Genomic DNA, 21,478 nt, shown 5'->3' with positions numbered 1-21,478 from the left:
CGGCCGGCGGTGGTACGACTGACGGGTGGGAATCGTCTCGCCGGGCTTCCAGGGCCGGCCCCGTTCGTCCGCGACCGACCTGCCGCCGGGGCAGTACCTCACCGAGGACTTTCCCGTGCTCTCCGCCGGCCCGACGCCGCGGGTGCCGCTCGACACCTGGGAGTTCGTGCTGACCAGCGAGACCGGCGCGGAGTACCGCTGGTCCTGGGACGAGATGATGGGCCTGCCGCAGGACACGCCGACGGTGGACCTGCACTGCGTCACCCGCTGGTCCAAGCTCGGCACCACCTGGCAGGGCGTCTCCCTGGACACGCTGCTCGACGGCGTCGACACCACCGCCCGGTACGCGCTGGCGCACTCCTACGGCGGCTACACCACCAACCTGCCGCTTGACGACCTGCGCGGCGGGCGGGCCTGGGTGGTGCACACGTACGACGGGGGGCCGCTGCCGGCCGAACACGGCGGCCCGGCGCGGCTGCTCGTGCCGCACCTGTACCTGTGGAAGTCGGCGAAGTGGGTGCACGGCATCCGGCTGCTCGTCGACGACCGGCCCGGCTTCTGGGAGACCGCCGGCTACCACGACTACGGCGACCCGTGGCGCGAGCAGCGCTACCAGGGCGACTGAGGTGACCGTGCAGGCGCAGGGCCGCCGCGTCGCGCCGCTGATGTGGCGGGTGGCCCGGCTCGTCGAGCGGCGGATCGAGACGCCCACCGCGCAGACGCTGGTGCTGGACGTGCCCGGCTGGCCCGGCCACCTGCCCGGGCAGCACGTCGACCTGCGCCTGACCGCCGAGGACGGCTACCAGGCCGCCCGGTCGTACTCGCTGGCCGGCCCGGCCGACGGCGAGCGGATCGAGGTGACGGTGCAGCGGGTGCCCGACGGGGAGGTGTCGCCGTACCTGACCGACACCTACGCCGAGGGCGACCCGATCGAGGTGCGCGGGCCGGTCGGCGGCTGGTTCGTCTGGCGTACCGACGAGACCGCGCCGGTGCTGCTGGTCGGCGGCGGCTCCGGCGTCGTGCCGCTGATGGCGATGATCCGCGCGCGCCGGGCCGCCGGCAGCCGCACCCCGTTCCGGCTCGTCTACTCGGTGCGCACCCCGGACGACGTGATCTACGCCGACGAGCTGCGCCGCCGCGCCCGCGACGACCAGGGCCTGGACGTCGCGTACGTCTACACCCGCGCGGCGCCCGACGGCTGGCGCGGCGAGCCGCACCGGATCGGCCTGGCCGACGTGAACAGCCACGGCTGGCCGCCGGACCTGGAGCCGCTCTGCTACGTCTGCGGCCCCACCGGTTTCGTGGAGACCGTGGCCGACCTGCTGGTGGGGCTGGGCCACCCGACCCGGCGTGTGCGGACCGAACGGTTCGGCCCGACCGGCTGACGACCCGAGGAGAGCGGATGACCGACCTGTCCTACCTGGATGGCAACATGCTCGACGGGCCGTTGCGCGAGGTGTTCGCCGTCGACCTGAGCGCCACCACCGGGCGCTGCGACACCTGCGGGATGACCGGCCCGATGGCCGGGCTACACGTCTACTCGCACGCCCCGGGCCTGGTCGGGCGATGTCCCGCCTGTTCCGGAGTGATGGTGCGCCTGGTCCGCGCGCCGCAGCGGGCCTGGCTGGACCTGCGCGGCACCACGTACCTCCAGGTGCCCATGCCGGCCGAGCCGGCCTTCCGCGCCGCGCCCTGACGTCTGCGCCGGGGCCGGGCTGCGCCTTCCGCGCCGGCGCAGCCGCCCGACGAGCTGCCCGACGGTCACCGGCACCACGGACAGCACGAGCTGACCGTTGCGGGGGTCGACGGTGGCCGCGACCGCGTACAGCCGGGCGCCGTGCCGCAGCAGGCGGGGCCGCCCGGCGGCGAGCCGGGGCGCGCGCACCGCGGCCCCGCCGCGCCCGTGGCCGCCGTCCACCTCGGCGCGTACCGGATGACGCCGGCCGCCCGCGCAGCTCGCGGCCAGGAGCCGGCCGAGGGGGAACTCCGTGCGGACCGTGCGGCCGGTCGGGTCGCCGGCGTCGACCCGGGTGGCGCCCACGACCGGACCGGCCAGCAGCCGCACCGGCCCGGCCTCCGCGGCGAACCGGGGGTACGGGCTGCGCGCGGTCACCGTGAGCGTGTCCCCGTCGGTCCAGCTCACGTCGACGGCGTCCAGCCGCGCCAGCCAGGCGGCGCGTACGTCGGTGACGTCCGACCAGCCGGCCGGGGCGCCCGGATAGCCCGCGTGCCACCGGTCCCCGGCGAACACCGTCGCCGGCACCCCCCGGCCGGTGTCCTGCTCGATGACCGCCAGCAGCTCGTCGACCCCGCCCGCGGTCACCGCGCCCAGCCGCAGCCGGGCCTCGATGCCGAGCCGGTCCCGCACGCCGTCAGTGACGTGCCGCCGCACCAGCCGGGCGACACCGGCGTGCACCAGTTCCTGCGTGGCCCGGTCCAGGTGCCGGAAGTCGTCGCCGACCAGGTTCGCCAGCTCCAGCCCGACGTGGCGGCACAGCACCGCGTCCCGGCGCGGTCCCGCGGGGATCAGGCCGGCGACGAACGCGAACAGCCGCTCCACGCTGACCAGGCGCTGCTCGACCCGGCTGTGGTAGGTGATGTTGCGGGCGTCCAGGCGGCGCACGGCGTGGTAGTAGTCGTAGTCGCCCAGCACCGAGATCCGCCGGGCGTGGTAGCAGGCGGCCAGCGTGAACGGCTGGTCGCTGAGGACCGGCATGTCCTCCGGGAAGCGCAGCCCCAGCCGGTCGACCAGTTCGCGCCGGAACAGCTTCGTGTTCGCCAGCGACCAGGGCAGCGCCGAGTCGAACAGGCTCACGTCGACCACGTTGCCGTCGGCGAACACGTCGGAGAAGACGTGCCGGCCGTTGACGCCCACCACCCTGCCGAGCACCACGTCCGAGCCGTACCGGTCGGCGGCGGCGACCAGGCGTTCGAGGGCCTCCGGGCCGAGCCGGTCGTCGGAACCGAGGAAGAACACGTACCGGCCGGTGGCCAGATCCAGTCCCCGGTTGCACGGCGCGGCCGGGCCACCGGAGTTGGGCTGGTGCGCCACCCGTACGGTGCCCGGGTACCGCGCGGCGTACCGGTCCAGCAGGCGGCCGCTGCCGTCGGTGGACCCGTCGTCCACCGCCACGATCTCCATCCGGTCCGGCCCGATCGTCTGCCGCAGCAGCGAGTCGAGGCACTGCCGCAGGTAGCGCAGCGTGTTGTAGACCGGTACGACGACACTCACGTCGGGGCGGTTCGTCGCCTCCTCGGCTGTCACTGCTGCTCCTTCACGGTCGCCCGGACGGTCCGGCGCGACCCAGCGTGGTGGAGCGACCCGTCCGGGTGACGACACCCGCGTGACGACGAGGTGACCGGACGGCAGCCGTTGGATACGCCGAAGGGCCCGACCCCGTGGTGGGGGTCGGGCCCTTCGTGTTCGGTCAGGAGCTGTAGCCGCGGCTGGCGATCCAGCGGGCGAGCTCGTCCACGTCCATCCGGTAGGAGGCCTGGTTCGGGTTCGCCGAGTCGGCGATCGTCACGACCTTCCCGCCGTCGCGGTAGCCCACCACGCTGATGTAGTGGCCACCCTCGAAGGAGTGGGCGTTGCCGTCGGTGTCGGTCGCGGTGCCGGCGATGTTGGCCACCACGGCACGGCCGTCGTCGACGGTCTTGACCACGTCGGCGCGCAGCTTGTCGACCTTGTCGCGGTCGCGGGCCTTGTCCACGGGGATCTCGGTGGACTTGTAGACGTCCTTACCGGTCTCCTTGTTCAGCACCGGGGTGATGTCGTTGATGGAGTTGGTGCCGGCCTCGGTGGTGCCCATCTCCTCGGCCATGGCGTGAACGTCGATGTTCTTGCCCTGCACGCTCAGCGCGTTGCGGGCGGCGGCGGGGCCGCAAAAGTAGAAGTTGGGCTGGGCTTCGTAGCGGACGTCGAGTTCCCGCTCGCCATGGCCCTTGCGGTCGGTGGTGACCTGGGCGGCGGCGCGCTCGGCCGGGGTGGCCTGGGCGGCGACGGCGGGGCCGGCGATGCCACCGGCGGTGGCGACGACACCGGCAGCGGTCAGAACGGTCTTGCGCAGCAGAGTGGTAGCCATGATGGTTGCCTCCCTGAAATGGGGGATACGCGGCGGGGGTGCCGCGAAGGGGGAAAGTCTTGGGGGGCGCCCGTCGAGCGGGCTGGCACGCGGGCGACCCGGAAGGGGCCTGCTCGTCGCGGCTCGGGGGATGTAACGACCTGCGGGCCGGGGATGATTCCCGCCGACCGTGGCTGCCAGCCGGGGGGTGACCGGTGGCGTGGGTCTGGGGATGTAACCACGAAGGGACCGGGGCCATTCCCGGGGACGGCGGCGTGCCCGTCGCTCGGGGATGTAACGACGTCCGGGCCGGGCCGATTCCCTGACCTGGCGATCCGCGCGGGGGTGCCGGGCGGCTGGTGTTCGGCGCTCGTCCCGGTGCCCCGGGGTCAGCCATGTACAACGCCCCGCGCCCGCCACCGATTCCACCCTGACGGTGGCACCGACCACGGTCCCGCAACACAGCGAACCGGACACCGACCGCCAAACGACCCGGCCCGCACATCGCCGACGGGTCCGCTAGCTCAAGAGCCATCAAGATCCACCATGTGTGCGCGATCTTGCACTTATTGCCCCGGCAAACCTCGCAAAACAGGCAAGCCTTGGGCGGTAACTGCAAGATCGCGTTGGCGTTGGCGTTGGCGTTGGCGTTGCCTGAGAAGTGGAACGCTGCTCCCGGTGGGTAGGACGGCGGGTGGCGGAGCTGACCCGGGTGGGGCGGAGTGGGGGCGGTGGCCGAGAGTGGGACGGTGCGATATCTGCGCAGCGACGGCCGCGTCGCCATCCGCCGCCCCCGCCCCGCCGACGAGGCGGAGTTCGTCGCCGCCGCCCGGCGCAGCCGTGATCTGCACCATCCGTGGCTGTCCGCGCCGGACGACACGCAGCTGTACGCGGCGTACCTACGCAAGATCCGGCGGCGGGACAGTTCCGGGTTCCTGTTCTGCGACCGGGAGAGTGGTGAGATCGCCGGGTACGCGAACATCAGCGGCATCGTGCGGGGCGCGCTGCGTGGCGGCTACCTCGGATACGCGGCGTTCCACCCGTACGCCGGGACCGGGCACGCCTCGGCCGGGGTGCGCCTGGTGATCGGGTACGCGTTCGGGCCGCTGGGGCTGCACCGGCTGGAGGCGAACATCCAGCCCGGCAACGAGCCGTCGAAGCGGCTGGCGCGTCGGCTCGGCTTCCGGCTGGAGGGCTTCTCCCCGGACTACCTGTTCATCGATGGCGCGTGGCGCGACCACGAACGCTGGGCGATCACCGCCTGACGCCCGAGCCGCGCCGCCGCCGAACCGAGCAGCCCCAGCTGCCCGGCTTCGGGAAGGCGACCGGGCTGTGGTGCCCGGCCCGGTCCACCGCCCGCACACCGAGGAACACGTTGTCCTTGGACAGGTCGACGGTCACCTCGGTGACGTCGCCGACCGGCAGCACCCCGCGGCGGAGGCGGTACATCCTCGCGTTGATCGCGAGGAATGTCCATATAGCCGCTGATGGATGGATCTTGGGTACGTTTGTCGCAGGTCTGCCCGGGAACGGCAGCAGGCATGACGAAACCACGTGTGGTGATCGTGGGGGCCGGGTTCGCCGGGTACCACGCGGCCAAGACGTTGCGCCGACTGGCCCGCGACCGGGCCGAGATCGTCCTGCTGAACACGACCGACTACTTCCTCTACCTGCCGCTGCTGCCCGAGGTGGCGGCCGGCGTGGTGGAGCCGACCCGGATCGCCGTGCCGCTCGCCGGCACGCTCGACGGCGTCCGCGTGGTGGTCGGCGAGGCGGACCGGGTCGACCTGCAGAACCGGTGGGTCGGCTACCGCTCGATCGAGGGTGACCACGGTCAGCTCGCGTACGACCGGCTCGTGCTCAGCGTCGGCAGCGTCAACAAGCTGCTGCCGATCCCCGGCGTGACCGAGTACGCCCACGGCTTCCGCGGCCTGCCCGAGGCGCTGTACCTGCACGATCACGTGGTCCGGCAGATCGAGCTGGCCGAGCTGACCGACGACCCGGCCGAGCAGCGGGCCCGCGCCACGTTCGTGGTGGTCGGCGCCGGCTACACCGGCACCGAGGTGGCCGCGCACGGGCAGCTGTTCACCGACCGGCTGATGGCCCAGCGCCCGCACCTGAAGGTCCGGCCGCGCTGGATGCTGCTCGACCTCGCGCCACGGGTGCTGCCCGAACTGGACCGCCGGATGTCGGTCACCGCCGACCGGGTGCTGCGCAAGCGCGGCGTGGACGTGCGGATGAACACCTCGGTCGCCGAGGCCACCCCGGACGGGGTGATGCTCACCGACGGCGAGTACGTCCCGACGTGCAGCCTCGTCTGGTGCGTCGGCGTACGCCCCGACCCGTTCGTGGCCGAGCTGGGGCTGCGCACCGAGAAGGGCCGGCTGGTGGTCGACGAGTTCCTCAACGTCCCCGGCTTCCCGGAGGTGTTCGCCTGCGGCGACGCCGCCGCCGTGCCCGATCCGACCCGCCCCGGGCAGGTGTGCGCGATGACCGCGCAGCACGCCCAGCGGCAGGGCAAGCTGGCCGCGCACAACATCGCCGCCTCCTACGGGCAGGGCGTGCGCAAGTCGTACAAGCACCACGACCTGGGCTGGGTGGTGGACCTGGGCGGCAAGGACGCGGCGGCGAACCCGCTGAAGGTCCCGCTGGCCGGGCTGCCGGCCAAGGCCGTCACCCGCGGCTACCACCTGCTCGCCATGCCCGGTAACCGGCCCCGGGTCGCCGCGGACTGGGCGCTCGACGCGACGCTGCCCCGCCCCGCCGTGCAACTGGGCCTGGTCCCGGCCAACGCGGTGCCGCTGGAGAGCGAGTCACCGGAGCTGGCCCGGCGGCGCTGAGCGCCGCGCACCCGCCGGCCGGCCCTCACCCGCCGGCCGGCGGCCGCTGCGCCGGCTCGCCGTCGGCCGGCTCCGGCAGGGCCTGCCGCCCGGCCGGCACGAACTCGCGCAGCAGCACCTGCGCGATGCCGGCCGCCGGGATCGCCAGCAGCGCGCCGACCAGGCCGCCCAGCTCCACCGCCAGCAGCAGGCTGACCAGCACCGTCAACGGGTTGAGCCGCACCGCGCGGGCCATGATGACCGGCTGCAGCAGATGGTTCTCCACCTGCTGGTAGACCACGAAGAAGACGAGCACCACGATGCCGGCGGTGGGGGAGTGCACGAATCCCGCCCCGGCCGCGGCGATCGCCCCGAGCGTGGCGCCGACCAGCGGGATCAGGTCCACCACGGCGACCGTCAGCGCGATCACCGCGGCGAACGGCACGCCGAGCAGGAACAGCACGACGAACGTCAGGCCGCCGCAGATCACGCTGATCAGCACGTTGCCGCTGAGGTAGCCGGTGACGATCCGGGACGAGTCACGGCCGATGCGCCGCAGCCGCCGCGCCGGGCCGTCGCCGACCAGCCGCAGCGTCGCGGCGACGATCTTCGGCGCCTCCAGCACCATCAGGTACGCCAGCACCACCACCGTGACCAGCGCGGTCACCGCCTGGGCCACGCTGCGGACCACCCCGACCGTCGGGTCGCCGAGCCGCGAGCCGAACCGGCGCAGCTGGCCCGGCTCGGCGTACCGGAGCAGGTGGAAGCGGTCCAGCAGCCGCCCGACCGGTCCCCGCCCGGCCTGGGCCTCGCGCACCAGCTCCGGCAGCCGGTCGGCGAAGCGGGCCACCTCGTCCACCAGCGGCACCAGGATCAGCGCGCCGACCGCGGCGAACAGCGCGAACGCGGCCAGGAACACCAGCAGCGTGGCCAACGCGCGGCGGCGTACGCGCCGCTGCAGGCGGTCCACGAGCGGTTTCAGCGCGACCGCGAAGAACACCGCCACCAGACCCCACACCAGCACCCGCCGGGTCGCCCAGACCAGCGCCAGCCCGACCACCGTGGCGAGGACCAGCCCGATCACGACAAGCGTCCGGCGGGCGGTGGACCGGTCGTCGGCGGTGCTCATCCGGCGCGGCTACCCGCCGCGCGGGGCGGAAAACCCGGCTCAGCCCAGGTCGGCGTCGGTGACCGGGAGGGCGCCGGCGGCGAACGCGTCGAGCGTCGCGTCGTGCAGCACGGTTCCGGGCACCGGATCGGCGGCGGCCCGGGCGGCGAGCCGGCGCGCCGGCAGCCGTCCCGGCGTGGGCGAGGCGGCCAGCACCACGTTGCCGTACCGCCGTCCGCGCAGCATCCGCCGGTCGGCCACCAGGCAGACGTCGGCGAACACCGCCCGCAGCGTGGCCACCTGCCCCCGGCTGTGCGCCAGCGGCGGCAGGTCGGTGAGGTTGATCAGATAGATGCCGTCCGGGCGCAGCACGCGGGCCACCTGCGCCGCGAACTCGACCGCCGCCACCTGCGGGGGCATCCGGGCCGCCCGGTACACGTCGGCCACCACCACGTCGTACGCCCCGGACGGCGCCTCGGTGACCGCCTCCCGGGCGTCACCGATCGCGACCACCACCTCCGGCGGCAGCGGCGGCAGCTTCCGCCGGACCAGCTCGACCACGCCCGGGTCCCGCTCGATCACCCGCTGCGCGGAACCGGGCCGGGTGCGCGCGAGCCAGCGCGGCAGCGTGAGCGCGCCCCCGCCCAGGTGCAGCGCCGTCAGCGCCTCCCCCCGCGGGGCGGCCAGGTCGATCGCGGCGGCGATCCGCCGCACGTACTCGAAGTGCAGGTACCGGGCGTCGGCCACGTCCACGTACGACTGCTCGACCCCGTCGGCCAGCAGCGTGCGCCCGGACGGGCGGGCCGGGTCCACCACGATCTCCAGGGTCTCGGTGTCGTCGTGATCCACGGCGGCACACGGTACCGCCCGGCCACGGGTGGCCCCGGCCCGCGGGGGACCGGGACCGTTCCGCCGCCGGGTCAGCCGGCCGCCATCCCGGCGCCGGCCTCGTCGACTGCCGCGTCCACCCGGTGCGCGAGGTCGACGTCCGCCGCGGTCACGCCGTCGACCTGCTGTGTGCGGACCGTCAGCACGGCGTTGTCCGGGTCCGGCCGCCCGATCTGCGGCGCGCGCCCGGCCTCGGACTTGAGCTGGTCCAGCCGGTCGAGCACCCGGTCCAGGTTGCCGCCGGGCAACTCGATCGTGCGCACCAGCGACCGCCGATCGCTGGACCAGTAGGGCAGCGCCGCGAGCGCGTCACGCAACTCCGGCTCGGTCAGCGGCGCGGTGGCCGAGGACGCGCCCACCAGGCCGCCGCCGAAGTCGGTCGGCCCGAGCAGGTCACGCAACTCGTCGGGTACGCGCAGCGACTCGACCAGCTCCGCGTCGGCCTCACTGAGCGCGGCGAGCGTCGCCTCGGCCTGGTAGCGCGCCTGCTCCGGGGTGAGGCGGCTGTAGCGGCCGACCTCGGCCAGGAACCCGGGCAGGTCGCGGCGGGGTTCCATGCCGTACACCGGCACCACGTCGTGCAGGGTCAGCGGCACCGCCTCCAGCAGTCGCTCACGTTCCACCTCGTCCAGCGCCTGGGCCAGGGCCAGCACGGTGCCCTCCGCGGCGACCTTGGCCGTGGTGAAGTCCACCCCGGCGCGCCGGCTCACGTCGTCGACGAGATCCCGGTAGCTCATCGAGACCCCGGGTGACGGCGTCGGGTCCGGCAGCGGGCGCTGCTGCTCCGCGACGGCGACCGGCGGCGGCGCGGGACCGCCGCGCGTGGTGTCCGGCTTGTGTCGTCCGGCCGGCGGCGGGCCGGACCGGTCGTGCCGGTCCAGCGAGGTGACCTGCTTGGACGCGCTCAGGCTGGCGCCGGTCTGGCTCGGCCGCAGCCCTCGCTCGCGGGCCTCGCGGGCGAGAGCCCGGCGGCGCTGGTTGTCGCCCTCCATCTGCTTGCGCATCGTCGCACCTCGTTCCTGGTCGGTTGCGCTTGCGCCGACCGCGTTCCCGGCGCTGCCGGGAAGCTAACGGGAGGCCCGCCCGGCGGAGGCTTCACTCGCTGCGGGTGAGGAGCGCTCACCCCGGCGGGCGGCAGGATCGGATGGACCGGACAACTTCCGACGCACGCGGAAGGGCAGGTCGACATGAAACGGATCGTGGAGATCGTCCCCGCCCGTCCCGGGTGGTACGCCCGCTGGCGGATCGGCCCGGACGTCACCCGCTGCTACCCGGTGACCCTCTGGGCGCTGCTGGAGCACCACGACGGCACCGGGCGTGAGGTGATCGGCGTCGACTGCGTCGGGCAGTGGCCGGGCGCGGACGACGACGGTGCTACCGGAGACTTCGTCCGTTACCTGTTCCAGACGCCCGATTCCGGCGCGCCGGAGGACGCCGAGGCCCCGATCGTGGGAGAGCCGCACACCACCGGCCCGCGCCGGCAGGCCGCGCCCGCCGCCTGAGCCATCCTCCCGGTCCCCGGCCCCTGGTCCCAGGGCCGGGGGCCACCCCTTCCCGGCAACGGCGTGCCGCGCGGTCAGCCCACCTCGCGGGCGCCGCCGGTCACGTCGCGGGGCGGGGCGGCCAGCAGCTCGGCCAGGCCGGTGCGGTCCAGCAGATGCCGTACCTGCGGATTGGTGTTGCGCAGCCGGACCGCGCCGGTGCCGGAGCGGTGGATCACCACGAGCGCGCTCAGCCCGGAGGAGTCGCAGAGGACCACGCCGCCGAAGTCGAGCTCCACCTCCTGGCAGCCGTCGCGGCGAAGCCGCGCAACGGCCTCGACCAGTTCCGGGGCGGTGTCGTAGTCCAGCTCACCGGCCAGCCGCACCCGGACGGCGCCGGCGTCGAGCCGGTCCACCTCGATGGTCAGCATCTGGGAGGGCACGCTCCCATGTTCCCAGCCGGACCCCGGCGGGAAACCCCCGGGGTCACGCGGAGGCGGCCGAACCCGTGGCGGGCGGCCCGGTCCGGTCGTCGACCGGCGCACGGTCGAGCAGGCCGGTGACGCCGGTCAGGTCGAGAATGGTCTCCAGGAACCGCGGGACCGCGCGCAGCTCGATCCGGGTGCCGACCTGCTGCCCCTCCCGCCAGGCGTGCACGATCACGGACAGGCCGGTGCTGTCCAGGAACAGCAGGTCGGCGAAGTCGAGCACGAGCGTCGCGGGACGCCCGGCGAGCAGCCGGTCGACCTCCGCGCGCAGCGGCGCCGCGGTGGCGTAGGCCAGGTCGCCGCCGACGCCGATCACCGGGACGGCAGGGTCGGAACGATCCACGGAGATGCTCAGCGGGGTCGCCTCGGACCTTCTGCGTTGAGGAACCACCATCACGCCTTTCCGCACGCTGCCGGTCGGGCAGGGATGCCTGGATCGTAACAACAGCGGCACCGCCCCGCTGGGCGCGCGCGGGACGCCCCAGCAGCGTCGGCTGGGTGGCGGTACCGGCATACCGGCGTAGTGTGGGGCGAAGAGATGTGGCCACAGGCGCCGTGCGGCGCCCCGGGGGTGCCGACGAGGAGAGTGGGGCTCAGCTGGTGACTGCTGCCGACGTCAGGGGTGCCGACCCGGGCGACGGACGGATCTCCACGCCGAGTGCCGCACGGGTCCCGGCGTGGTCCGCCGCCGCTGCGGCGACGCCTGCCCTGCCGCCGCTGGCAGCCGACCGCGGCCCCGCCGTCCCGGACTGGTCCGAGGTCGTCGAGCACTTCCGGGAGGGCCTTGTCGTCTGCGACGCCGACGGTGTCGTGCGGCACGTGAGCCCCGTCGCGGAGCGCCTGGTCCCCGAGGTGACCGCCGGAGAGCTGCTCGCCGCGGCGGGCGTGGACGCGCTGCGCGGCGACGGCCCGGCGGAGTTCACCCACCACGGGCGACGGCTGCGCGTACGGCCGGTCGCGCTGTCCGGTCACCGGCGCTGCTGGTACGTCGAGGACGTCACCGAGAGCGTCAGCCGGGCCGACGCGCTGCTGGCCGAGCGGGCCCGCTCGGCGTTCCTCGCGGTGGTCGGCGAGAAGCTCGGCAACCCGCTGCACCCCGACCGGGCGGCCGCGGCCGTGGTCCGCCTCGCCGTGCCGACGACGGCCGACGTGGCGGTCCTGGTGCTCGCCCCCCGCTCCGGCCGGTCCCGGTGGTGGCGGGCGGTACGCGCGGACGACCAGGCGCCCGTGGTGGACAGCGGCGTGCTGCCCGCCCCGGCGCTGCCCGTGGCCATCGAGGCCGGCCTGTCCGGCGCCGAGCCGCACGAGCTGGACTGGCTGGTCGAGCAGGCCGCCGAGGCGGGTTGGCTGCCCGGTCTGGACACCTCCGGCGCCGTCGCCCGGGTGGTGCCGCTGCCCGGCCGGGATGCGCCGGCCGGCGCGCTGCTGGTGGCCCGCCGTGCCGACCGCTGGTACGACGAGGCCGATGTGGACCTGATCCGCGCGTTCGCGGCACGGGCCGGCGCGGCGCTGACCACCGCTCTGCTCTACCGCGACCAGGCCGAGGTCGCCGACACGCTGCAGGCCAGCCTGCTGCCGGTCGAGCCGGCTCCCGCGACCGGCGTGCAGTGGGGCACCGCGTACCGGCCCGCGCAGGCCGGCCTGCGCATCGGCGGCGACTTCTACGGTTCGCACCAGCTCACCGACGGCGGGTCGGTCTTCTTCCTCGGTGACGTGTCGGGCAAGGGCGTGGAGGCGGCCGTCTTCACCGGCCAGCTGCGCCAGTGCCTGCAGGCGCTGCACCGGGTCGAGAGCCAGCCCGGGCGGCTGCTGAAGCTGCTCAACGACGCGCTGCTGGAGACCACCCAGGCACACGGGCAGGGCCGGTTCGCCACCATGGTCCTCGGCGTGGCGCGTCCGCACCGCGACGGCGGCCAGACCCTGACGCTGGCCGGTGGCGGGCACCTGCCCCCGCTGGTGCTGCGGGAGTCCGGTGACGTCGAGGTGGTGCCGTTGCGCGGCATGCTGATCGGCGTGGTGCCCGATCCCCGCATCGGCGAGGTCACCGTGCGCCTGGCGCCGGGGGAGACCTGCCTCTTCTACAGCGACGGCGTGACCGAGGCGCGGGGCGGCCGGCGCGGCGACGAGCAGTTCGGCGCCGAGCGGCTGCTCAACGCCGTGGCCGGCTGTAACCGGATGCCGGCGCCCGCGCTGGCCGAACGGGTCGAGCAGGTGACCTGTGACTGGCTCGCGCACGGCGACCACGACGACATAGCGGTGCTGGCGCTGCGGGCGACCGGCCCGGCCGGGCGGGCGCCCCGGCACCTGCACGCGGTGCCGGAACCGGCCGCGGCCGAGCTGACGAGGGAGTGGTCCGCGTGACAGTGCCGACTGTCGGGGTCGATGCGGGTCACGCCTTCGCCCGCTACCTGGAGTGCCTGGCCGACGCGGACGAGTCCGCCGCCGTGGCGGTGGCCGTGGGGCTGCTGGAGGCGGGCGTGCCCGCCGAGCGGGTGCTGCTCGACCTGGTCGCGCCGGCGCAGGCCGAGGTGGGCGAACGGTGGGCGCGCAACGAGTGGAGCGTCGCCGAGGAGCACGCCGCCACGCACATCAGCGAGCGGGTGGTGGCGGCGGTGGCCGCGTACGCCGATCCCCGGCCGACGCGGGGACGGATCGTGATGGCCTGCATGGACGGCGAGTGGCACGCGCTGCCGGCCCGGCTGGTGGCCGAGGTGCTGCGGTTGCGCGGCTGGCAGGTCGTCTTCCTCGGCGCCAGCGTGCCCGCCGCCCACCTGGTCTCCTACCTGCACCGTTACGACGCGGAGGCGGTGGCACTGGCCTGCGCGCTGCCGATGCGGCTGCCGCACGCCCACCGGATGGTGGAGGCGTGCCGCCGTTCCGACGTGCCGGTGGTGGTGGGTGGCCGGGGCTTCGGCGAGGACGGCCGCTGGGCGCGTGTGCTGGGTGTGCCGTGGGCGCCGGACGCGCCGGCCGCGGCCGACCTGGTGGCCGACGAGCGGGCGTTGCGTGCGGCGCCGCCGGCCCGGCTGGACCACCTGGCCGACGACGAGTACGCCAGCCTGGTCAAGCGGCGCGGCGAGTTGATCGACAGCGCCCTGGCCGACCTGCGGGAGCGGGTGCCGTCGGTGTCCGGCTACACCCCGGCGCAGCTCGACTCCACGATCAGCGACCTCGGTTACATCGTGGACTTCCTGGCCGCCGCGCTCTATGTGGACGACGGGACGCTGTTCACCGCGTTCGTCGAGTGGCTGGTGGAGATCCTGGTCAGCCGCGGGGTGCCGGCGGGGGCGGTCGGCCTGACGCTGGAGCACTATGGACAGCAGTTGCGCGACTTCCCGCGCGCGGCCGGTTTCCTCGACCGGTCCTGGGCTCTGGTCGGCGGCCTGTCTGCGGCGGGCCGCTGACGGCACCCGGATGGGCCGTCCCATATACTTGCACTACTGCAAGCGTTCGCCTGCGGTGGGGAGCGAGGGGGGCCAGGGTGACGTTCACCGTCACGTACGCCCAGCGGGACGGGGGCGGCGTCTGCCTCCGGCTCGCCGGTGAGCTCGACCTGGGCACGGCCCCCGAGCTGAACTCGGCGATCGACCGGCTGATCGCCGAGGGGCAGCGCGAGCTGCTGCTCGACCTCGCCGAGCTGACCTTCTGCGACTCCACCGGCATCGCCGCCTTCGTGCGCGGGGACAATCTTGTCGCCGCCGACGGCGGCTGGCTGCGCCTGACCGGGGCGACCGGCCGGGTGGCCCGGGTGCTGCAGGTGACCGGGCTGGCCGAGGTGCTCCGGTACGCCCGTGACACCGTCGACCCGGCCGCGCCGGCCGCCTCCTGATCCGGTACATTCTCCCGCCAGCAACCGGCCGTGCGGCCGGCCGCCCTCCTCGAGACAAGCAGGTAAGACGATGGGTCAGAGCAGCCCGAGCCCGGTTCGCATCCTGGTGGTGGACGACGATCCGGGTGACGTCCTGATGATCGAGGAGGCGCTCGCCGACTCCGACGTCGACAAGGTCATCGACGTGGTCGCCGACGGTCAGGAGGCGATGGAGTTCCTCCGGCGCGAGGGCCGGCACGCCGAGGCGCAGCGTCCGGACGTGATCCTGCTCGACCTGAACATGCCCCGGATGGACGGGCGGCAGGTGCTCGGCGAGGTCAAGGGCGACGAGAGCCTGCGGACCATCCCGATCGTGGTGCTGACCACCTCCAACGCCGACACCGACGTGGTCAGCAGCTACACGTTGCAGGCCAACGCGTACGTGACCAAGCCGATCGACCTGGACGACTTCAACGACGTGGTACGCCGCATCGACGAGTTCTTCGGCCGGGTGGTCGTGCTCCCGAAGCACCAGTAGGTGCGGGAAGTCCGGGCCTCCGCATCCTGAACATTTTGTGGGAACGGCCCCGCCCGTGAGCGACCGGCCCGCAGGATCGGCAGTGGGGACGAACACCGGCTGCCTGGGGGGCGACGCATGAGGTTCTCGGTGGTGGAGACCGGATACGACAGGCGTCAGGTGGATTCCTGCCTCGACGAGCTGAGCCTGCGGCTGGGGCGGCTGGCGGCGCGGGCGGAGGGCGCCGCCGGGGCCGGCCGGGAGTGGGATCAGATCCGGTCCGACGCCCTGCACCTGTGCGACTTCCTCCACCGGCGGACCGCGCCGGTCGAGGGCCCGGAGGCGGCCCGCCCGTCGCCGGCCGAGCGGGAGGCCGCCGAGCTGCTGGCCACCGCCCGCGCCGAGCTGGAGGCCGCCCGCGAGGAGGCCCGCCGGTTGCGGGAGGAGGCGTACGCCGACGCTCTGCGGGCCCGCCGCGAGTTCGAGGCGGCCCTGCTGGCACGGCGTCGCCGCGAGTCCCGGGTGGACGAGATCCTGGCCGGCGCGCGCGGCGAGCGGGTGCCGGTGGACACCCCGACCGCCGCCGCGGGCGTGCGGCCCGGCGCCGGGCGTGGCGCCGCCTGACCGGTCCGGGTCAGGTCAGCGCCGCCACGACCGTCGCGGCCCGGTCCTCGTGCCGGGCGTACGCGTCCGGGTACGCGGACACCTGCACCGCCTGGGCGGCGGCGGTGACGCTCATGTCCGCCCAGCCGGGCACCTCGCGCAGGGCGGTGTAGAAGGCGCGGGCCGCGTACGAGGGTCGCATGAGCTGGGCGACGGTGCCCCAGCCGCTGCTGGGGCGCTGCTGGAACAGCCCGACCGAGTCGTGGTCGGAGCCGCTGCCCTGGTGCGGGTGGTCGAAGGACTCCGGGAGGACGTCGCTGGCCAGGTTGTAGAGGTTGCTCTCCTGCATCGCGGTGGCGACCGCCACGACGAGTGCCCGGCGGGGCATGCCCATGTCCCGCCCCACGTCCACGATGATCTTCGCGTTGTTCATCTGCCGCTGGTCCAGCCCGGCGACCGGCCGCGGGTTCTTCGGGCGGGCGGGCTTGCGCGGCGGCTTCTTCGTCGACGCGGCCGGGCTCGGCGTGGCGGCCGGGGCGGGCAGGATCGGCGCCGCGGCGACAGGTGGCGCGAGGCGGGTGAAGTCGCGGGAGGCCCGCTGCTCGGCGGCGGTCCGGTCGGCGACCGCCTCGCGTACGTCCAGCCGCGCGGGGCCGGTTTCGCCGACGGCGGCGACGCCGATCAGGCCGAGGCAGCAGGTGACGCCGGTGGCCACCGCGATCCGGCCCGGTACGGAGCGGGCCGGGCCGCGCCGGGGCTGCTCCGGGGCGCGGTGACGCCCCACTCTCCGTTCGGCTGATGCCGGGTCAATCGTTCGGCGAACCGGGCGGTTGGCGGGCAACGGCTGGTGGGAGGGGTGGTCGGGAGGCACCCGCCGAGGCTAGAGAGCTTCCGGACCGTTGCCATCGGGGTGATTGGTGGCATGCGCCACAATCTGCCGGATTCGCGGCCGACAATTCACTCGGCCGATCACCAAACAAGCGAACCTCGCGTACCCGGAACATGCCTCATGTCGCTTTAAGGCCGGGAAAGAGGACGCAAGCACGAGCAACCCGGGCCGCGCGCCGCCCTCCACCGTTCGGAGGAGGGCAGGCTGGTCGAGCGGCCCGCCCGGCGCGGCGGTCCGCCGACCGGAAGCATAGACCGCCCCGGATGGCGGCGACCGCTGTGGATCATGGCGAGGCCCCGGCACGGTGACCCGGGCGCTCGTTACGATTCCGACGGTGACCGAGCAGAAGGCCGACGAGCGTGGCCCCGGAGAGCCGTCCGGCCGCCGGAGGCGGCGCGGACTCGTCGTCATAGCCTGCGCCGGGCTGCTCGCGGCGCTGCTCGCCGGCCATCGGGCGGTGCCGAACGTGCACGGGCTGGGCAGCCTGCTGGACAGCGCCGTTCCGCTGCTCGGCCTCGGCGTACCGGTGCTCGCGCTCGTGGCGCTGCTGCGCCGCTCCCGCCCGGCGCTGCTGGCGGTGCTGCTGCCGGCGCTGGTCTGGGCCGGCCTGTACGGGCGCGCGTGGCTGCCCCCGGCGGCCGGCGCGGCGGGCGCCTCGGTGCGGGTGGCCAGCCAGAACCTGCGTGTCGGCAACCCCGACCCGGCCGCCACGGTGGGCGCGCTCGCCGGCGACGGACCGGACCTGATCGGGCTCCAGGAGGTCGCCGACGGCGACCGGGTGGCGCCGGTCCTCGCCGGCCGGTACCCGCACCGCGCGGTGGTGTCGACGGTCGCGCTGTGGAGCCGGTGGCCGATCCGGGAGGCGCACGGCATCGACACCGGGCTGGGCTGGGACCGCGCGCTGCGCGCCGTGGTGGCCGCCCCCCGGGGCGACCTGACCGTGTACGTCGTCCACCTCGGCTCCGCGCGCGCCGGGCACACCGCCACCCGGGACCAGACCGTCGCCGCGCTGGCCGACGCCGTACGCGTCGACCCGGCGGAGCGGCTGGTGGTGCTCGGCGACCTGAACACCGCCACCACCGACCGGGTCTTCGACCCGCTGACCCGGCTGCTGCGCGACGCTCAGGCCGAGGCCGGGCAGGGATTCGGCTTCACCTGGCCGGCGGAGCTACCGGTGACCCGACCGGACCACGTCCTCTACCGGGGACTCACCCCCACCACTGCCGGGGTGCTGCACACCCCGGACAGCGACCACCGCGCGGTGACCGCCGGCTTCCGCTGGTGAGCGCTCAGTGCCGGCCGTTCTCCGCCGGGGTCACCGTGAGCCGGTGCCGGCTCGGGTCGCCGCTGGAGAACGGCCAGAGCCGGTCGGCGTACGCGACCAGGTCGGCCAGCTGATCCCGGGTCAGTCCCGCCGAGGAGATCTCGGCGTGCACGTCGGCCCGGTAACGGCCGTCGTCGTCGCGGCCCAGTTTCGCCTCTGCGGTCACCTGCACGGTGTGCGCCTCGTCGGTGATCTCCCCGGCCGCCTCCACAGCCGCGTGGTGCAGGCAGGAGGCGAACGCCGCGGCCAGGAGCTGCTCCGGCGTCAGACCGGTGCAGTGCGGCGCCAGCGGGGACGCCAGGGCGGAGGAGAGACCGCCGTCGTCGGTGCGTACGTGACCGCCCGCCGCGGTCGCCGTGGCCGTCTCGGCCAGCCAGGAACTCGGATCCGGCATCGCGTTCCTCCCGTCACTCACCGGACCGCGTTCCCGGACCCCGAGCAGCGAAACCGCGCCCGGGCGGGCAGTAGGAGCGCTCAGCCGACCCGGCCGCTTGGCGCGGCGTCGACGGCCATCGCCTCGGTGGCCTCGGCGGCCGCCCGGCTGGTCCACGGCGAGACCTGCTCCGCGCGCTGGCGGGGCAGCACCGCGCTCATCGGCACGTACACCCGGGCGTCCACCGCCTCGGCCAGCAGCAGCGCGGCCATCGGGCTGGTCGGCCGGGCCGCCGGGTCGGCGTCGAGGCAGCTGCGGCACAGGTCGGCCACCTCGGGCGGCAGCCCGGGAACGTCGGGCAGCGGCCGGGGCTCGGGCCGGCGTCCCCCCGGCCCGAGCAGCCGGGTGGTGCTGTCCGCCTCGTACGGCAGGTGACCGGTGAGGCAGTAGTAGAGCAGCACGCCGAGGGCGTACATGTCGGCGGCCGGGGTGGCGGGCTGCCGGTCGAGCTGCTCCGGCGCCAGATAGGCGGGGGTGCCCACCACCACGCCGTCCGGAGTGTGGTCCGGCGCGCCGGCCGGGGTGGCGATACCGAAGTCGAGCACCTTCACCCCGCACGGGGTGAGGATCACGTTCGCGGGCTTCACGTCCCGGTGCACGATGCCGTGCGCGTGCGCGGCCGCGAGCGCGGCGCACACCTCGGCGCAGACCCGCGCCGCGATCCGCCAGTCCAGCGGCCCCGCGCGCAGGTGCGCGGCGAGCGTCTCGCCCTCGGCCAGCTCCATCACGATGTACGGCGCCGGCCGGCCGTCGGGCAGCGTGGCGGTGCCGAAGTCGTGCACGCTCGCGACGTTCGGGTGCACCAGGCGAGCCGCCGAGCGCGCCTCGGCCCGGATCCGCTCCACCGAGCCGGCCTCGCCGTCGAGCCGGGGCGAGATCAGCTTCACCGCGACGGTCCGGTCCAGCACACGGTCGTGCGCCCGCCAGACCTCCGACATGCCACCCAGGCCGGCCCGCTGTTCGAGCTCGTACCGCCCGCCCAGCGTCCGCATCGCCCACTCCTCGCCTCGTCCGGTGTGCCCTCCGGTCCCGCTACCCGGCCCCGGAGCTGTGCAAACCGGCGGGGGTTTCCATTCCGGCGGGGTAGCTTCGCGGCGAGGGGTCGACACAGGGAGGGCAGCGGTGGCTTCGGTGCGCGTACGGTTCGTCGGCGGTCCGGCCGACGAGCTGACCCGGGACCTGCCCGCGGGGCCGGACGGCGGGCCACCGCCCCGGTGGGTGCTGCGGCATCCCGAGGAGCCGGCCGAGGGGGTGGCCGACCACCTCTACGAACGCGACGAGCACGCCGCGGCGGGCGGCTGGACCATGCGGTACGTGCACACGTTCCCGTTCGGCGCGACCGAGTGAGGCTCAGCCCGCCCGGACGCCGGTGGTGCCGAGGATGACCGAGGCGACCAGCTCCGGATCGTCGTGCATCGGCACGTGGCCGCAGCCGGGCAGGTCCAGGTGCCGCGCGGCGGGCAGCCGGGTACGCGCCAGCGCCGCCTGCCGGTAGGGCAGGATCCGGTCCCGGGTGCCCCACGCCACGGTGACCGGCACCGTCGGCGCGCCCGCGTAGGCGTACCCCCGGCCGGCGCGCGCGACGGCGCGGAACGCCCGCGCCTGGCGCAGCGCGCGGGCGTCGGCGACCGCGTCGTCGAGGGTCATCCGGTTGGGCCGGGCCAGGATCATGCCCATCGCCAGCATCCGCAGCGCGGGCGCGGCGAACAGGCGGCGCAGCACCGGCTCGGGCAGCCGGGCCGCGTTGCGGTGCAGGGCGAGCACGGTCAGCGCCCAGCGCAGCTCGCGGGCGGTGCAGAAGCCGGCCGGGGACAGCGCGGTGGCCGAGGAGACCGCGCCGAGCGCGGCGAGTTCCAGCGCGATCGCCCCGCCGAGGCTGTTGCCCGCGACGTGCGGGCGATCCAGCCCGAACGCGGCGAACAGCTCGACCATGGCCGCGGTCAGGCCGGGCATGTCGGCGGGCAGCCCGGTGGCGGGCACCGGGGAGCGGCCGAAGCCCGGCAGGTCGACGGCTATCACGTCGTGCGCCTGCGCGAGCCGGTCCAGCACCGGCCGCCAGGCGCCGCCGTGGTGACCGATGCCGTGCAGCAGCACCAGCGTGGGCCCGGCGCCGCGCCGCTCGTAGACGACCTCCACCGGCGCGGTCACGGCCGTCCCTGCGGCGTGCTGGGGCCGAAGCCCCGCCCCAACGCGCGGGCCTGTTCCTCGATCAGCGGCACGGTGGCCCGGGCGGTGCGGCCCACCAGGCGGTCGGCCAGCGGGCTGACCAGCACCGACCGCACGGCCTGCACGCCGGCGACGGCGCGTGGCACGTACACCCGGCGGCTGCGCCGCTCGATCGCCCGGACGAACGCCTCGGCGCACTCGGCCACCGTCGTGGTACGCCGCAGCGGCCACGGCAGCTTCGTCAGCGCCGTTTCGAAGGCCGGCAGGTCGGCGCGCGCCTCGCGGACCAGGTCGGTGTCCACCCACGACGGATGGGCGGTGCCCACCGCCACGCCCCGGTGCGCCAGCTCCAGGCGGATCGCGTTGCCGAACTGCTCGACGCCGGCCTTGGAGGCGCAGTAGGCGGCCATGCCGGGCAGCGCGGCGAACGCCGCGGCCGAGGACACGATGAGCAGGTAGCCGCCCCGGTCGACGAGCGCCGGCACGGTCGCGGCGGCGGTGCGCATCACCCCGATCAGGTTGACCTCGACCGTACGCACCAGCGCCTCGACGTCGCCGACGGCGATCGTGCCGCGGTTGGCCACCCCGGCGTTCGCGACCACCGCGTCGATCCCGCCCAGCGCCGCCACGGTACCGTCGACCGCCTCGGCCAGCGCCTGCTGGTCGGTGACGTCGGCGGCGAACCAGGCGTGCCCGGGACCCAGCTCGGCGGCGAGCGCGGCGAGCCGGTCGGGTTCCAGCCCGACCAGTGACAACCGCGCGCCGCGTGCGGCGGCGAGGCGGGCGGTGTGCTCGCCGATGCCCCGGGCCGCGCCGGTCACCAGCACCGCCTTGCCGGCCAACCGGCCGGAAAAACGACCGTCGATGGACATGCCGGGAAGTTACCACCG

25 protein-coding genes and 1 pseudogene are annotated in these 21,478 nt (G+C 74.9%); 13 read left to right on the top strand and 13 right to left on the bottom strand.

Features of this window, described 5'->3' with window-relative positions; translation table 11 throughout:
* The first annotated feature begins 25 nt into the window (after positions 1-25).
* The 3 genes and pseudogenes from DQE82_RS22885 to DQE82_RS31185 all read left to right on the top strand — a co-directional run.
* A complete protein-coding gene (locus tag DQE82_RS22885) occupies positions 26-625 on the top strand; it encodes a sulfite oxidase-like oxidoreductase (protein WP_043324587.1) in 600 nt (199 codons plus the stop codon).
* 40 nt (positions 626-665) lie between these two features.
* Positions 666-1,385, top strand: coding sequence for a ferredoxin reductase (locus DQE82_RS22880; RefSeq protein ID WP_176722796.1), 720 nt, complete (start codon positions 666-668; stop codon positions 1,383-1,385).
* A 17-nt stretch (positions 1,386-1,402) separates the two neighbouring features.
* Positions 1,403-1,603, top strand: a pseudogene (locus DQE82_RS31185) (DUF6510 family protein); the annotation flags it as partial.
* Here the strand turns inward: DQE82_RS31185 and DQE82_RS22875 are convergent.
* Together DQE82_RS22875 and DQE82_RS22870 are read right to left on the bottom strand one after the other, a co-directional pair.
* The gene (locus DQE82_RS22875) at positions 1,529-3,265 is read right to left on the bottom strand and encodes a glycosyltransferase family 2 protein (RefSeq protein ID WP_113973797.1); all 1,737 of its coding nucleotides are present in this window, start codon (positions 3,263-3,265) and stop codon (positions 1,529-1,531) included. The pseudogene DQE82_RS31185 and the gene DQE82_RS22875 overlap by 75 nt on opposite strands.
* A 163-nt stretch (positions 3,266-3,428) precedes the next feature.
* Positions 3,429-4,085: a C39 family peptidase gene (locus tag DQE82_RS22870; protein WP_064446171.1), complete on the bottom strand. Its 657-nt coding sequence runs from the start codon at positions 4,083-4,085 to the stop codon at positions 3,429-3,431.
* A gap of 728 nt (positions 4,086-4,813) precedes the next feature.
* Between DQE82_RS22870 and DQE82_RS22865 the strand changes: the two genes are divergently transcribed.
* Positions 4,814-5,329, top strand: coding sequence for a GNAT family N-acetyltransferase (locus DQE82_RS22865; protein WP_233514742.1), 516 nt, complete (start codon positions 4,814-4,816; stop codon positions 5,327-5,329).
* On the opposite strand, the gene DQE82_RS22860 is transcribed toward DQE82_RS22865, so the two are convergent.
* Positions 5,319-5,513 carry a hypothetical protein gene (locus DQE82_RS22860; RefSeq protein ID WP_187694238.1) on the bottom strand — a complete coding sequence of 65 codons (195 nt, stop codon included), beginning with the start codon at positions 5,511-5,513 and terminating at the stop codon, positions 5,319-5,321. The genes DQE82_RS22865 and DQE82_RS22860 overlap by 11 nt on opposite strands.
* 92 nt (positions 5,514-5,605) lie before the next feature.
* On the opposite strand from DQE82_RS22860, the gene DQE82_RS22855 reads away from it, so the two are divergent.
* Positions 5,606-6,904 (top strand): NAD(P)/FAD-dependent oxidoreductase, encoded by a 1,299-nt coding sequence (locus DQE82_RS22855; RefSeq protein ID WP_064446170.1) that lies wholly within the window; start codon positions 5,606-5,608, stop codon positions 6,902-6,904.
* A gap of 25 nt (positions 6,905-6,929) precedes the next feature.
* Here the strand turns inward: DQE82_RS22855 and DQE82_RS22850 are convergent, their stop codons facing one another.
* The 3 genes from DQE82_RS22850 to DQE82_RS22840 form a co-directional block, all read right to left on the bottom strand.
* Positions 6,930-8,012 (bottom strand): AI-2E family transporter, encoded by a 1,083-nt coding sequence (locus DQE82_RS22850; protein WP_043324573.1) that lies wholly within the window; start codon positions 8,010-8,012, stop codon positions 6,930-6,932.
* A 39-nt stretch (positions 8,013-8,051) separates the two neighbouring features.
* Complete coding sequence (locus DQE82_RS22845; protein ID WP_199496083.1) at positions 8,052-8,840, bottom strand: spermidine synthase; 789 nt, start codon at positions 8,838-8,840, stop codon at positions 8,052-8,054.
* A 71-nt stretch (positions 8,841-8,911) separates the two neighbouring features.
* Positions 8,912-9,883 carry a DUF2267 domain-containing protein gene (locus DQE82_RS22840; protein ID WP_113973793.1) on the bottom strand — a complete coding sequence of 324 codons (972 nt, stop codon included), beginning with the start codon at positions 9,881-9,883 and terminating at the stop codon, positions 8,912-8,914.
* Positions 9,884-10,066: 183 nt separating this feature from the next.
* On the opposite strand from DQE82_RS22840, the gene DQE82_RS22835 reads away from it, so the two are divergent.
* Complete coding sequence (locus tag DQE82_RS22835) at positions 10,067-10,381, top strand: hypothetical protein (RefSeq protein ID WP_030504313.1); 315 nt, start codon at positions 10,067-10,069, stop codon at positions 10,379-10,381.
* Between the two features lie 74 nt (positions 10,382-10,455).
* Here DQE82_RS22835 and DQE82_RS22830 read toward each other — a convergent pair whose 3' ends face one another.
* Both DQE82_RS22830 and DQE82_RS22825 read right to left on the bottom strand, forming a co-directional pair.
* A complete protein-coding gene (locus DQE82_RS22830; RefSeq protein ID WP_233514741.1) occupies positions 10,456-10,803 on the bottom strand; it encodes an STAS domain-containing protein in 348 nt (115 codons plus the stop codon).
* 43 nt (positions 10,804-10,846) lie between these two features.
* On the bottom strand, positions 10,847-11,191 hold the full coding sequence (locus DQE82_RS22825; RefSeq protein ID WP_043324565.1) for an STAS domain-containing protein: 345 nt from the start codon (positions 11,189-11,191) through the stop codon (positions 10,847-10,849).
* Between the two features lie 257 nt (positions 11,192-11,448).
* Here DQE82_RS22825 and DQE82_RS22820 point away from each other — a divergent pair, with 257 nt between their 5' ends.
* The 5 genes from DQE82_RS22820 (at position 11,449) to DQE82_RS22800 (ending at position 15,797) form a co-directional block, all read left to right on the top strand.
* Positions 11,449-13,209, top strand: coding sequence for a PP2C family protein-serine/threonine phosphatase (locus DQE82_RS22820; protein ID WP_064446165.1), 1,761 nt, complete (start codon positions 11,449-11,451; stop codon positions 13,207-13,209).
* Positions 13,206-14,252 carry a B12-binding domain-containing protein gene (locus DQE82_RS22815; RefSeq protein WP_113973935.1) on the top strand — a complete coding sequence of 349 codons (1,047 nt, stop codon included), beginning with the start codon at positions 13,206-13,208 and terminating at the stop codon, positions 14,250-14,252. The genes DQE82_RS22820 and DQE82_RS22815 overlap by 4 nt, the downstream gene beginning before the upstream one ends.
* A 77-nt stretch (positions 14,253-14,329) precedes the next feature.
* Complete coding sequence (locus DQE82_RS22810; RefSeq protein ID WP_043324561.1) at positions 14,330-14,677, top strand: STAS domain-containing protein; 348 nt, start codon at positions 14,330-14,332, stop codon at positions 14,675-14,677.
* 70 nt (positions 14,678-14,747) lie between these two features.
* Entirely contained in the window at positions 14,748-15,194 is a 447-nt protein-coding gene (locus DQE82_RS22805; protein ID WP_030504307.1) for a response regulator, read from the top strand.
* Positions 15,195-15,311: 117 nt separating this feature from the next.
* Positions 15,312-15,797: an ATPase gene (locus tag DQE82_RS22800; protein ID WP_069089847.1), complete on the top strand. Its 486-nt coding sequence runs from the start codon at positions 15,312-15,314 to the stop codon at positions 15,795-15,797.
* A 10-nt stretch (positions 15,798-15,807) separates the two neighbouring features.
* Here the strand turns inward: DQE82_RS22800 and DQE82_RS22795 are convergent, their stop codons facing one another.
* The gene (locus DQE82_RS22795) at positions 15,808-16,647 is read right to left on the bottom strand and encodes a hypothetical protein (protein ID WP_199496082.1); all 840 of its coding nucleotides are present in this window, start codon (positions 16,645-16,647) and stop codon (positions 15,808-15,810) included.
* Between the two features lie 352 nt (positions 16,648-16,999).
* On the opposite strand from DQE82_RS22795, the gene DQE82_RS22790 reads away from it, so the two are divergent.
* The gene (locus DQE82_RS22790; RefSeq protein ID WP_113973789.1) at positions 17,000-17,950 is read left to right on the top strand and encodes an endonuclease/exonuclease/phosphatase family protein; all 951 of its coding nucleotides are present in this window, start codon (positions 17,000-17,002) and stop codon (positions 17,948-17,950) included.
* Between the two features lie 4 nt (positions 17,951-17,954).
* Here the strand turns inward: DQE82_RS22790 and DQE82_RS22785 are convergent, their stop codons facing one another.
* Positions 17,955-18,383 carry an OsmC family protein gene (locus DQE82_RS22785; RefSeq protein WP_013285994.1) on the bottom strand — a complete coding sequence of 143 codons (429 nt, stop codon included), beginning with the start codon at positions 18,381-18,383 and terminating at the stop codon, positions 17,955-17,957.
* An 80-nt stretch (positions 18,384-18,463) separates the two neighbouring features.
* Complete coding sequence (locus DQE82_RS22780; protein ID WP_064446162.1) at positions 18,464-19,414, bottom strand: serine/threonine-protein kinase; 951 nt, start codon at positions 19,412-19,414, stop codon at positions 18,464-18,466.
* A 130-nt stretch (positions 19,415-19,544) separates the two neighbouring features.
* Between DQE82_RS22780 and DQE82_RS22775 the strand changes: the two genes are divergently transcribed.
* Positions 19,545-19,769, top strand: a complete 225-nt coding sequence (locus DQE82_RS22775) for a hypothetical protein (protein WP_043324550.1) — start codon at positions 19,545-19,547, stop codon at positions 19,767-19,769.
* A 3-nt stretch (positions 19,770-19,772) separates the two neighbouring features.
* On the opposite strand, the gene DQE82_RS22770 is transcribed toward DQE82_RS22775, so the two are convergent.
* The gene (locus DQE82_RS22770; RefSeq protein ID WP_113973787.1) at positions 19,773-20,570 is read right to left on the bottom strand and encodes an alpha/beta fold hydrolase; all 798 of its coding nucleotides are present in this window, start codon (positions 20,568-20,570) and stop codon (positions 19,773-19,775) included.
* Positions 20,567-21,460, bottom strand: coding sequence for an SDR family oxidoreductase (locus DQE82_RS22765; RefSeq protein WP_113973785.1), 894 nt, complete (start codon positions 21,458-21,460; stop codon positions 20,567-20,569). The genes DQE82_RS22770 and DQE82_RS22765 overlap by 4 nt, the downstream gene beginning before the upstream one ends.
* Between the last annotated feature and the right edge of the window lie 18 nt (positions 21,461-21,478).

The sequence above is a fragment of the Micromonospora sp. LHW51205 genome, assembly GCF_003315815.1.
Taxonomy (GTDB): domain Bacteria; phylum Actinomycetota; class Actinomycetes; order Mycobacteriales; family Micromonosporaceae; genus Micromonospora; species Micromonospora chalcea.
This window is presented reverse-complemented; position numbering and strand designations above follow the sequence as displayed.

What these genes read in the sequence shown, in the direction of transcription:
- DQE82_RS22800 (WP_069089847.1), top strand. Translation starts at nt 15,312, where the DNA reads ATGAGGTTCTCGGTGGTGGAGACCGGATACGACAGGCGTCAGGTGGAT.
- DQE82_RS22880 (WP_176722796.1), top strand. Translation starts at nt 666, where the DNA reads ATGTGGCGGGTGGCCCGGCTCGTCGAGCGGCGGATCGAGACGCCCACC.
- DQE82_RS22805 (WP_030504307.1), top strand. Translation starts at nt 14,748, where the DNA reads ATGGGTCAGAGCAGCCCGAGCCCGGTTCGCATCCTGGTGGTGGACGAC.
- DQE82_RS22785 (WP_013285994.1), bottom strand. Translation starts at nt 18,383, where the DNA reads ATGCCGGATCCGAGTTCCTGGCTGGCCGAGACGGCCACGGCGACCGCG.
- DQE82_RS22780 (WP_064446162.1), bottom strand. Translation starts at nt 19,414, where the DNA reads ATGCGGACGCTGGGCGGGCGGTACGAGCTCGAACAGCGGGCCGGCCTG.
- DQE82_RS22835 (WP_030504313.1), top strand. Translation starts at nt 10,067, where the DNA reads ATGAAACGGATCGTGGAGATCGTCCCCGCCCGTCCCGGGTGGTACGCC.
- DQE82_RS22765 (WP_113973785.1), bottom strand. Translation starts at nt 21,460, where the DNA reads ATGTCCATCGACGGTCGTTTTTCCGGCCGGTTGGCCGGCAAGGCGGTG.
- DQE82_RS22840 (WP_113973793.1), bottom strand. Translation starts at nt 9,883, where the DNA reads ATGCGCAAGCAGATGGAGGGCGACAACCAGCGCCGCCGGGCTCTCGCC.
- DQE82_RS22870 (WP_064446171.1), bottom strand. Translation starts at nt 4,085, where the DNA reads ATGGCTACCACTCTGCTGCGCAAGACCGTTCTGACCGCTGCCGGTGTC.
- DQE82_RS22855 (WP_064446170.1), top strand. Translation starts at nt 5,606, where the DNA reads ATGACGAAACCACGTGTGGTGATCGTGGGGGCCGGGTTCGCCGGGTAC.
- DQE82_RS22860 (WP_187694238.1), bottom strand. Translation starts at nt 5,513, where the DNA reads ATGTACCGCCTCCGCCGCGGGGTGCTGCCGGTCGGCGACGTCACCGAG.
- DQE82_RS22850 (WP_043324573.1), bottom strand. Translation starts at nt 8,012, where the DNA reads ATGAGCACCGCCGACGACCGGTCCACCGCCCGCCGGACGCTTGTCGTG.